The organism is Streptomyces beijiangensis (assembly GCF_017315755.1).
GTDB lineage: Bacteria > Actinomycetota > Actinomycetes > Streptomycetales > Streptomycetaceae > Streptomyces > Streptomyces beijiangensis.
This window is the reverse complement of the sequence record NZ_JAFLRJ010000040.1, coordinates 19,269-29,643: the sequence shown is the minus strand read 5'-3', so window position 1 is coordinate 29,643 and position 10,375 is coordinate 19,269. Positions and strand designations below refer to the sequence as shown.

The following is a 10,375-nucleotide window of genomic DNA, read 5'->3' as shown; positions in this document are numbered from 1 at the left end:
GAGCCTGCTGCGGGTAGCCGTAACCCTCCTGCGGCTGCTGCTGTGCCTGCTGTGGAGGCTGCTGCTGTTGCGGTGCGGCCGGCGGAGGCGGGACCGGCTGCCCCGGAGCCACGCCGGGCGGCCCCACCGGCGCGCCGGTGGGAGGCGGCGGGCCCGAGGGCCCGGCCTGCGCGCCGCTGCCACCGCTCGTCTGGTCGTACCAGGCCATATAGGCAGGCGGTGCATAGTCGATCTCGAACTCACCCGTGAGGTCGATGTCGCGCTCTTCACCGTCCGGGGACGGGTTTCCGCTGTACTCGGAACGGTCCCTGCTCACTGCACTGCCTCCTGGTCAACTGCTGCACGCGCCGCGATGAAACGGGCGGACGGGGCGCGGCCTACGCATCCACGACGTCACCGCATCACCACAAGAGCCTAAGCTTTCTCAGGCCACTGCGGGCACGTGATGTTGTCCTCAATCCGGACTCACCGGACTCGATCAGGACTCGATCCGGACTCGTTCGCCGCTCGGGCGCCGCTCAGTCGAGGCGGCGGGCGGTCCCGAGCAGCCCGGTCTCCGCATCGGTGGGCGTGGTCATCACGTACTTACGGTGCTTCCGGGTCGACCAGAGCGCGACATTGTCGGAGAGCGTCGGCAGGACGTCCAGATCCGACGCGGGGATGCCGAGCGTCTCCCGTACAAGAACCGTCTCCTGCGGGGAAATCCGCTGAATCCCCACCAGATGCGCCTGGGACAGCCATCGCGGACCGTACTCGCCGATAAAGGGCAGAACGGTCACCACGGCCTGCCACGGCAGGGACGAGACGCGCCCACGCGGCGGACGTACACCGCAGTCGCGGATCAGCACGACGGGGCTCGACACGGAAGGACCCTGCGCGGGCACCTGGCCCACCGGGTACACGGTCACGCACTGCTGGCCGCCGCCCGCCACCTGGGCGAGCTGCGCCCACGCCTGCGGACGGCCGGTCTCCACGGCGACGCGGGCGCCGGTCGCGGCCGCGCGCAGCGCCAGTACCTGCGACATCCACAGGCCGCCGACGAGTACGACGTCGAAGCGCGTCGGCCGCGCGAGACCCAGTACGGCGGGCATGTTCTCGGTGTCCGTACCGATGACCACGCCGTCGTCGCCGATCGGCAGCGAGATGGCCGCGATCTCCTCGGGGGCCACCACATGGCGGTTGCGGCGCGGGCCGCGCAGTCCGAACCCCGGGGCGAAGATGCGCCGTTGCTGCTGGACGGGCTCAGGCTGTTGGAAGGCCGGGATCAGACCGGTGTCGCCGGGCGCGGCCACATGCGCGGGCCTGCGCTGCTCCGGGGGAGCGGGGGCGGGAGCGGGTGCGGGGTATGACATCAGTACGTACCTCCCAGCGGCAGCGTGGCGAGCACGCCGGGCACCTGTTCGCGGTCGAGACGGACCAGGCCGACCTTCGCGGCATTGGCCGTGCGCTCCAACTCCTGGCGGATGTTGGTGAGTTCGTCCTCGCCGCGGCCGGTGATCCGGAGGTGGCCGGTGAGCGACGTGCCGCGGTTGCCCGCCCGGCTGAGCGTCATCGAGAAGGTCGACGCGAGCACCGGCATCGAGGTGAACTGCGTGACGAGCTGCGGCAGTGCGACACCGCCCTGGCCCAGCTGCGGCCACTTCGAGATCCAGTAGGTGGAGTGCCAGCGGTCGTCGACGCGCCAGTTCCGTACGGACTCGGCGGTACGGCGCTGCGCCGGGCCGCCGTTCTGCCCGCGCTGGGCGTTCGCCCGCGGGTTGAGGCAGCTGGACGTCGCGATGGCCTGTACGAGTTCGGCCTCGTCGAGGATCGTCGCCTCGAAGCCCGCACCCGCGAGCCGGCTGACCAGCTGGTCGGCGACGCGCAGCAGCGCGCGCTGGGCGCCGGGCACCCCGTCACCGCGCGCCTCGACGGCCTCGGGGCAGAGCTCGGGGTCGAGCTTGAGCGCCACCCAGGTCAGCCGCAGCGCGGGCGAACCGGCCTGCGCCTGCACGGGAGCGTACGAACGGGCGGCCACCGACTGCGGCGGCAGATGCGGGGCCGGAGCGGGCTGGGTGTGCTGGACGATCTGCGCCGAGGCGAGCCGGATGCCGTCCACCTCAAGGGCTTCCTGCACCAGATCGAGCGGCAGTTGACGCCGCCCGACGGACGGCCGCAGCGGCTCGTCACCGGGCTGGACGAAGAGGACGGCGGTCAGGAAGGTGCCGTCGCCGATCATGCCGATCGCGCGGTCGTCCCTGGACACGAAGTTGTAGGTGCGCAACGCCGGATCGCACTCCACGGCGGGCGCGAGCCACGGCTCCGTACCCGGCGGGACGGGCAGTTTGGCCGCGCGCTGGCGGCGCTTGAGCGCGCGGGTGGTGTCGTACCACTCGACGAGCGGACGGTGGTGCAGCCGCAGCACCGCGAAGAGCAGCAGCACGGCGGCCACGACGACCGCGGGCGCGAGCAGCCACTTTTCGGTGACCCAGGCGCCGACCACGAGAGCGGCCGCGACCTCTAGGAGTACGAGTTGCTGGAGCCGGAGCGGGCCGATGCCGCCTGGCCGCGGCAAGGTGCGCGGCGACGCGGTCGAGACGGCCGACGGGGCCGGGGCTACGGCCTGCCGTGGTGCGCGGCGATCACGTCGAGAGCGGGTAGCGCTGGTCATCCCCCGGGACATCCCTTTCGGAAGCGGTGCCTTCTCAGCGACCTCTGCTGGGTCCTCTGCGTTGCTCGCAGTTGTGAAGCAAGAGACGCATGCGAATGGTCACCGTACAACCCCCGGTCCTCCGCGGGGTCATGCGGGCAGGGCATAGTAGGGGCCTGCTCGGCTTCACACAGGCCTTAAGTACGACGCGAAACGGGGAGAACCGGCACACATGGCAACGCGTAAGGATGAGCTCAGCGCGTACTCGTTCGCTCGCAAGCGCACAGTTGCGGCGTTCCTCGCGCCGTCGCCGGGCGGTTCCGAGGAAGGCGCACCGAGACCGCTCAAGACGGTCATGCCCAGTCTGATCGTGGGTGTGGTCCTGGTGGTGGGATGCGTCGGCTGGGGCGTGATCAAACCGTCCGCGCCCAAGGGCTGGGACACACCAGGGCAATACATCATCGTCGACTCCGACTCCACGACCCGCTATGTGGTCCTGGAGGACAAGGGCGCGGGCGGCAAGAAGGTGCCCACGCTCCACCCGGTCCTCAACTACGCCTCGGCCAAGCTGCTGCTCGACAAGGGCAAGGGCACGGTCCTGGAGGTCAAGGGCTCCGAGATCGACAAGAGCGGGATCGCGCACGGCTCGACGCTCGGCATCTCGTACGCGCCGGACCGGCTGCCCACCGCCGCCGACGCGGAGAAGGTGAAGGTCTGGGCGGTCTGCGAGCGGCCGTCCTCGGGGACGACCACCAACATCGACCGCGCGGTGTTCGTACTGAACGAGAAGGACGCGTCGGCCGTCACCGACCCCAAGAAGGGTGCACTGGGGCCGCGGGACGTCCTGTACGTCACGGACTCCAAGGACGCCAAGACCATCGGCGCCCAGTACATCGTCGACAGCAACGGCACCCGCTTCCTGATCGGCGACCCGAAAACCATCGAGGGCACCCCGAAGGGGACGGCGCAGGAGCAGTTGCGCGCGGCGGTCATCGGCGGCTCCTCCATTCCGCAGAGGGTCAGCACGGAGTGGCTGAACACGCTGAACGACGGCGGGACGATCGCCTTCCCGACGATTCCCGGAACCGGCACGCCGACGACGGCGAAGGGCAACCTCCCGGCCGAGGCCCAGACGGTGGGCACCGTGGTCAAGGCGAAGGATGCGCAGGGGGACCAGTACTACGTGGTGCTGCAGGACCAGATCGCCATGATCAGCCCCTTCGTGGCTCAGCTGATCCTGGCCGAGCACGACGTTTCCGGCAACGGAGCGGCAGTCGCCGTACCGGTGAGCACCGGAGCGGTGATCGCTGCCAACGGTGCGGCGGCGCAGACTTTCTACGCGAACAAGGGCTGGCCGAAGTCGGGGCTGAAGTGGGCCAACACTTCGGAGGTCACGGAGGGCCTGAAGGCGCGCAACACCTCGTGCAGCGTGTACAAGGGCACGGTCTCCGCGGGGAAGGTCGCCAAGCCGGAACTGACGGCGTGGGCGGGCTCGGCGTACCCGAAGAATGTGGTCGCCGAATCACTCAACGCCTATGTCTCCTCCGGTTCAGGGCTGCTCTTCAAGGAGATCAGCGGCACGGTGGCGGGCGGAGGCGCTCAGTACCTGCTCACGGACACCGGACTGCGCTACGCGCTGCCCGCGAACAACGACTCCACGGCGGAGAACGCGGCGACCTCGACCTCGCCATCGACCGGCGAGGACGCCTCGGAGACGGACAAGGCGCGGACACGGCTGGGCTACGAAAAGGTCGCGGCCACGGCACTGGTGCCCGCTACCTGGGCCGAATTCATCCCCAAGGGACCCACGCTCGACACGGGCGCGGCGAGCCAGCCGCAGGGCCAGTGAGCCTCAACAGCCTTGATCGTGCGACGACTTGGGCATGTTCACTGCAAGCCGGTCACGTGTCTGTGTGAAATCTGTAACTGATCGCATCTGTCCATAGCTGTGTGACAGACGGACGATAGAGTGAGCACAGAGCTCATTGACGTGAAGCTTTTTTCCGGGGGCTGAAGACGGCTACCCGGTCACCAACAAAGCATGGGGGAAGGTGCATCATGGCCGGCCAGTTTCAGGTAACCGAGGACGAACTTCGCGTCCTCTCGGGGAAGATCGACACCGTTCGGGGTCAGATCCAGGGCGAGATTTCGCGGCTCAACGGCGTGATCGACCAGATCGCGTCCGGGTGGAAGGGCGAGGCGGCGACTTCGTACCACCAGCTGCAGAACCGCTGGAACGAGGACGCTCGCAAGATGAACGGCATCCTGGGTGACATCAAGGACGCCGTGGACTCGACGCGTACGAACTACAACGCGTCCGAGGACCAGCAGAACTCTGAGATCAGCAAGATCATGTCTGACTTCGGCTGATCTGCCCGCTCTTCACAGCACTGCCATCGAACGATCCGACTTTCTTCCGAAAAGGAGCATTGACGATGCCCATTCTCGTCAATTTCGCCACCATCACCCAGGCGTCGCAGGACGTTTCGGGTACGGCGCAGCGCATCAAGCAGCAGCTTGATGACCTGGAGGCGTCCGTCAAGCGTGTAGCCAACAGCTGGGAAGGCGAGGCTCAGCAGGGTTACCAGGCCAAGCAGCAGCAGTGGGACACCACGGCCGCCGACCTGCACTCCACCCTGCTGAAGATCTCCTCCGCGCTTCAGAACTCGGCCGACAACTACCAGGCGACGGAGAAGAGCAACGCCGCCACCTGGGGCTGAGCAAGCCATGGACGTGGGTCGACCCGGTCAGCACTGCTGCCGGGTCGGCCCATGTCTGTCGGCACACGCCGACCACGCACTTCCTGAACCAACTCCGCAGATCCCGAAAGCCCTGGGAGTCCTGAACATGGGGGTCCTGATGCCCCGAACGAGTGGAACCCGCGCACTGCAGCGGGTCTTTGGCGTGCTGGCGGCCACGGGAGTCTGCCTGACGGCGGCCCCGGCCGGGTCCGCCTCTGCCTCCGACAAGCCGGACAAGCCGGACTTTGGCCTGACCTCCAGCTCCGAGTGCGTCTTCGGTGGCGGCAACATCAAACCGGCGCCGTGGTCACTTCAGCGGATCCTCCTCGACCAGATGCGCGGCGAGTCCACGGGCAAGGACGTCACGGTCGCGGTGATCGACACGGGCGTCGACAACACGAACAAGCAGCTCAGCTCGGCGATCGCGCCGGGCGGCAAGGACTTCGTAGGAAACACGAAAGGCACGACGGACACGGAGGGCCACGGCACGCGCGTCGCGGGCATCATCGCTGCGCGCCCCGTCAGTGGCAGCGGCTTCGCGGGTATCGCCCCGGAAGCCAAGATCCTTCCGATCCGCTACACGGGCGGTGAGGACGAGAAGAAGCCCGGCTCCTCGGCGACCATGTCCGCGGCGATCGACTACGCGGTGAAGCAGCACGCCTCGATCATCAACATCTCGTCCGACACGGTGGGTCGCCAGGACAACGCGGCCCTGAGGGCTGCTGTGGACAGGGCGGTCGCGTCCGGCGCCCTGATCGTCGCCGCGGCGGGCAACGAGGGCGCGGACGGCAAGTCGGCGGACACCTATCCGGCGGCGTACGAGGGAGTTTTGGCGGTCGCGGCCTCGGACCGCAACGACGAGCGGGCGTTCTTCTCGCAGTCGGGCAAGTTCGTGGACGTGGCGGCTCCCGGCGTAGGCATGATCTCGACGGTCCCCAAGGGCGGCCAGTGCACGGCCGACGGCACGAGCTTCGCGGCCCCGTACGTGGCCGGTGTGGCGGCCCTGCTGAAGTCCAAGCACCCCGGGTGGTCGGCGGCCCAGATCACCACACGCATAGAGGAATCGGCCAAGCGCACGGGCCGCGACCGGAACCAGTACCTCGGCTGGGGAGTCGTCGACCCGATCGCGGCCCTGGCGGACGATTCGGATCCGAAGACGCGGGCGACCGCGGACCCGAAGCCCGACATCGTGGCCGGCCATGTGGTGCCGATGGCGGTCACGATGGGCGAGAGCGAAGCCGAACGCGACCAGCGGACGGCGATGTATGTGATGGGCGGATCACTGGTGCTGGTGCTGGTGGTGGCCGGCAGCGGTGTGGTGGTCCGCGACTGGCGGCGCAAGCAGACGCGTGCTGCGGGCACGGGTTCGCTGTAGTCCGACCGAGCAACAAAGACATATAGGTAACAGGGGAGAGGACACGGGGATATGGCGGACGGTAACGGGATGAAGGTCGACCTCAGCGCGATGGATGAGGTCATCAGCAAGCTCAGAGGCCTGCTCAATGACATGGAGCAGGCCAACGGCAAGGCGAAGTACGAGACGAACATTTCGATCAACGCGTTCGGCAACGACCATTTCAAAGAGTCGAACGACCTTCACGCGGCGCACGAAAAGATGAAGACCAAGATCGAGAATGTGATCCTCGGTCTGCATAAGCTGGTCGACGAATTCGGCTCGAACACCTCCAAGATCAGGGACAAGTACACGGATCAGGAGGGGCACCTCAAGCAGGCGTACAACGGCAGTGACGGTGGCAAGTCGAGCGCTCCTCCTGCCAAGGGCGGCGCCCTCGCGGAATAAGCGGTACACAGGCAAACAGTCACTGACGGAGGGGAAGTTCGATGGCATACGGTGGCGGCTACTATGACCCGAAAATGCAAGAGCAGATGGAACAGCAGCGAAAGCAGCGGATCCAGGACAAGCACGACGAAAAACTAGAGAAGCAGTCCAACGGCGGGAAGGGGGGCCCGGACCGCAGCAAGCTCTCGACCGACTTCATGACCAAGGGCATCCCCGAGCTGCGGGACATGGTCCTCAATTCGGACCCGGACGCGATTTACACGGCGAGCCAGGCCTGGAAGCAAGTCCACAAGATCATTTCTGGTGGCGACGGCAATGGCGCGATGGGGACGGTCGACTCGTCTCCCGACAAGGGCAGCATCGCCGGACTGCTGACCACTGCGGTCACGAATGTGCTGGAACACTGGGAAGGCCAGGCCGCCCAGGCGTTCGCCAAGAAGGCGAATGAGGTTTCCGGAAACCTCATGAATGGTGCTGCCTTCGCCAACCTTGCCGGTGGCCAGATGGAGGCCGTCCAGAACGACCTGCGGAACGCCAAGGCGAAGATGCGGGACATTCACGAGCCTTCTGGCTGGGACAAGTTCAAGGACAAGTTCGGTGACGACGGCCGCGACGACACGCAGCTGAAGAAGGACATCGCGAACGGTGTCAGTACCGAGGCCGCGGAGAAGGCGAACGCGGACATGCTCTCCAAGGGCAAGGAGCGGCAGCTTGAGGCTGTTGCTGTCATGGAGCAGCTGGGCGTCAACTACGTGCAGTACTCGGACAATTTGGACAAGAACTCTTCGTATCACTCTGGCGACAAAGAGATCAAGCCGCCACAGCACACGGTGACTACGCCGCCCCCGATCACCCCGCCGTCTCATTCGGGTACCACTACAGGCTTGGCGCGCTCGACGAGCAAGTGGGACTCCGGCCAGACCAAGCGGATTGGCGATCAGCCGAACACACCGAAGACTCCGCACATTCCGGAATCGCACACCCTCCCGTCAGGTCCGACGCACGGTGGCGATACGTACACCCCGCCCGTCGGCACCAACATCGACGGCATCGCACCGACGCCTCCCAGTGGCGGAATCGGTAGCGGCGGCGGTGGCGGTACGGGTGGTCTCTCCGGTGGCGGCGGTATCGGCACGGGCGGCCTCAGTAGCGGAGGTGGCATCGGCGGACCGGGAAGCTCCGGATTTGGCGGTGCCAGTTCAAGCGGAATGGTCGGCGGTGCGGGTGCCGGGCGTAGTGGCGGCGCTGGCGGTGGAGGCGCAGCCGGTGCCGGCCGTGGCGCTGCTGCAGGCCGTGGCATGGGTGGCGCTGGTGGCGGTGCCGGCGGTGGCGCTCGCGGTGGTGCTTCCGGTGCAGGTGGCCGTGGGGCGCTCGCCCGGGCCCGCGGCGGCGCAGTCGGCGCAGCCAAGGGAATCGCCAACAAGACTGGCGCAGGTGCCGGTTCCGGTCTGCACGGCAGCCGTGGCGGCTCGCAGCGTGGAGCTGCGGGTGGTGGCGGCATGGGCGGCGCGGGTGGACGCGGCAAGAAGAAGGGCCAGAGCGAGGGCAGCGATCGCCCGGACTACCTGGTCGAGGACGAGGAGACCTGGATCTCCGAGGAGCAGGGCCGGATCGTCCCGCCTACTATCCAGTAGACCCAGAAACGGCCCGCCCGACACGGTCCGGGCGGGCCGCTCCAGCGTTACAAGTTGCAGTTGAGTGAGGAGCAAGCAATGGGTGTCAAGCGAGTCTGGTCCGCGACGGGAGTTGTGGCCTTGACGGGAGCTTTGCTCCTCACTTCAGCACCGATTGCATCGGCCGACTACATCCGAGACAAGCAGTGGTATCTGGATGTGGTCAGCGCACAGAAGGTCTGGGCTGAAACGCAAGGTCAGGGAGTGAAGGTTGCTGTAGTTGACACCGGTGTCGACGGCAGCCAGCCGGACCTGACCGGACAGCTTGTGGGGGGCGTGAACGTCACCACCGCCAGCGGTGGGCCGGACAAAGACCCTGTTGGTCACGGCACCAGCATGGCGTCACTTATCGCTGGACACGGCCACGGTCCCGGCAACTCCTCTGGTATTACAGGTCTCGCGCCAAAGGCGAAGATCATTCCCGTGCGCGCTTCCCTCAAGGAAGAGGGAGGGCTCGACGTGAAGACCTGGGCCCAGGGGATTCGTTATGCAGTAGATCACGGTGCGTCGGTGATCAATCTTTCATTTGGCGATCACAACGGGGATCCCGGGAGCGACGGTGCGAAGGCTATCGCCTACGCGCAAGAGCACGATGTTGTAGTTTTGGCTGCAACTGGGAACGACGGCACGGAAGTAAGTTATCCCGCAGCGCTTCCAGGGGTGGTTGCCGTTGGTGCTGTCGACCAGTCGCTGAACATCTGGGGTAATTCAAATCATGGCTCCGGTGTCACTCTGACAGCACCTGGTGTCGACATCGCCAGCGTAAATCCCAACGTTTCCAGCGGGTACGCGGAAGCTTCCGGGACCTCTGACGCCACGGCTCTGGTCTCTGCCACAGCAGCTCTCGTGCGCTCTAAATATCCTGACCTGACTGCTGGCCAGGTGATCAACAGACTCATCAAGTCGGCGAAGCCGGCCGGCACCGCCAGTGCGACGAAGGCCGACGAGTTCTACGGCTACGGGATCATCCGCCCCTATATGGCCCTCACGATGGATATCCCCGCGGGCCCGAAGGAGGGCCCGCTAGCGCAGGCCCCGACAGCCACGAAGTCCGAGGCGGCCCCCGGATCTGGCAAGTCTGATGCGCCCAACACCAAGGACTCGGCGTCCTCGTCGGACAGCTCCTCCTCGGGATCCCTGATCGCCATCGTCGGAGGCATCGCGGCCGTCGTGGTCATCGGCATCGTGATCGCGGTCATCCTCCGCCGCCGCAATCGCGGTGGCCCCGGTGGCCCCGGTGGCGGCACCCCCGTGCAGGGCATGGGCGGCTACCCGAATCAGCCGCAGTACCCCGCCAACTCTCCCGGTCAGTACCCGCAGGGTCCCCAGCCGTACGGACAGCAGGCGCCCCAGCAGGGTCCGTCGGACGGGTCGAACCCGTATGCGCGGTAGCGCTTGCTCGTTCTAGTCGGGGGGCGGGGATTTTCAACCCGCCCCCCGTTTTTTTATGCCGTCATGCGCCAAGCCCTGTCGTGGGGAAATTCGTCAGAGAGGTATTCATGTCCTACCCGACGCCACCCGGCAATCCAGC

10 protein-coding genes are annotated in these 10,375 nt (G+C 66.7%); 7 read left to right on the top strand and 3 right to left on the bottom strand.

The window, feature by feature from the left end; all coding sequences use genetic code 11:
* The 3 genes from J0695_RS05635 to eccE form a co-directional block, all read right to left on the bottom strand.
* The coding region (locus tag J0695_RS05635; protein WP_206960718.1) for an SCO5717 family growth-regulating ATPase at positions 1 to 316 on the bottom strand (316 nt) is incomplete at its 3' end.
* 202 nt (positions 317 to 518) lie between these two features.
* Positions 519 to 1,352 (bottom strand): hypothetical protein, encoded by an 834-nt coding sequence (locus J0695_RS05630; protein ID WP_206960717.1) that lies wholly within the window; start codon positions 1,350 to 1,352, stop codon positions 519 to 521.
* Positions 1,352 to 2,650 carry a type VII secretion protein EccE gene (gene eccE, locus J0695_RS05625; protein WP_206960716.1) on the bottom strand — a complete coding sequence of 433 codons (1,299 nt, stop codon included), beginning with the start codon at positions 2,648 to 2,650 and terminating at the stop codon, positions 1,352 to 1,354. Before eccE ends, J0695_RS05630 begins: the two co-directional genes overlap by 1 nt.
* Positions 2,651 to 2,861: 211 nt before the next feature.
* Between eccE and eccB the strand changes: the two genes are divergently transcribed.
* The 7 genes from eccB to mycP (J0695_RS05590) all read left to right on the top strand — a co-directional run bounded on the left by eccB (position 2,862) and on the right by mycP (J0695_RS05590) (position 10,236).
* Positions 2,862 to 4,478 carry a type VII secretion protein EccB gene (eccB, locus tag J0695_RS05620; protein ID WP_206960715.1) on the top strand — a complete coding sequence of 539 codons (1,617 nt, stop codon included), beginning with the start codon at positions 2,862 to 2,864 and terminating at the stop codon, positions 4,476 to 4,478.
* 209 nt (positions 4,479 to 4,687) lie between these two features.
* Entirely contained in the window at positions 4,688 to 4,999 is a 312-nt protein-coding gene (locus tag J0695_RS05615; RefSeq protein ID WP_206960714.1) for a WXG100 family type VII secretion target, read from the top strand.
* Positions 5,000 to 5,058: 59 nt separating this feature from the next.
* A complete protein-coding gene (locus J0695_RS05610; protein WP_206960713.1) occupies positions 5,059 to 5,349 on the top strand; it encodes a WXG100 family type VII secretion target in 291 nt (96 codons plus the stop codon).
* A 139-nt stretch (positions 5,350 to 5,488) separates the two neighbouring features.
* Entirely contained in the window at positions 5,489 to 6,745 is a 1,257-nt protein-coding gene (gene mycP / locus J0695_RS05605) for a type VII secretion-associated serine protease mycosin (RefSeq protein ID WP_206960712.1), read from the top strand.
* 69 nt (positions 6,746 to 6,814) lie between these two features.
* Positions 6,815 to 7,171, top strand: coding sequence for a hypothetical protein (locus J0695_RS05600; protein ID WP_206960711.1), 357 nt, complete (start codon positions 6,815 to 6,817; stop codon positions 7,169 to 7,171).
* A gap of 41 nt (positions 7,172 to 7,212) precedes the next feature.
* Positions 7,213 to 8,805, top strand: a complete 1,593-nt coding sequence (locus J0695_RS05595) for a hypothetical protein (protein WP_206960710.1) — start codon at positions 7,213 to 7,215, stop codon at positions 8,803 to 8,805.
* Between the two features lie 78 nt (positions 8,806 to 8,883).
* On the top strand, positions 8,884 to 10,236 hold the full coding sequence (mycP, locus tag J0695_RS05590) for a type VII secretion-associated serine protease mycosin (protein WP_206960709.1): 1,353 nt from the start codon (positions 8,884 to 8,886) through the stop codon (positions 10,234 to 10,236).
* The last annotated feature ends 139 nt before the right edge of the window (positions 10,237 to 10,375 follow it).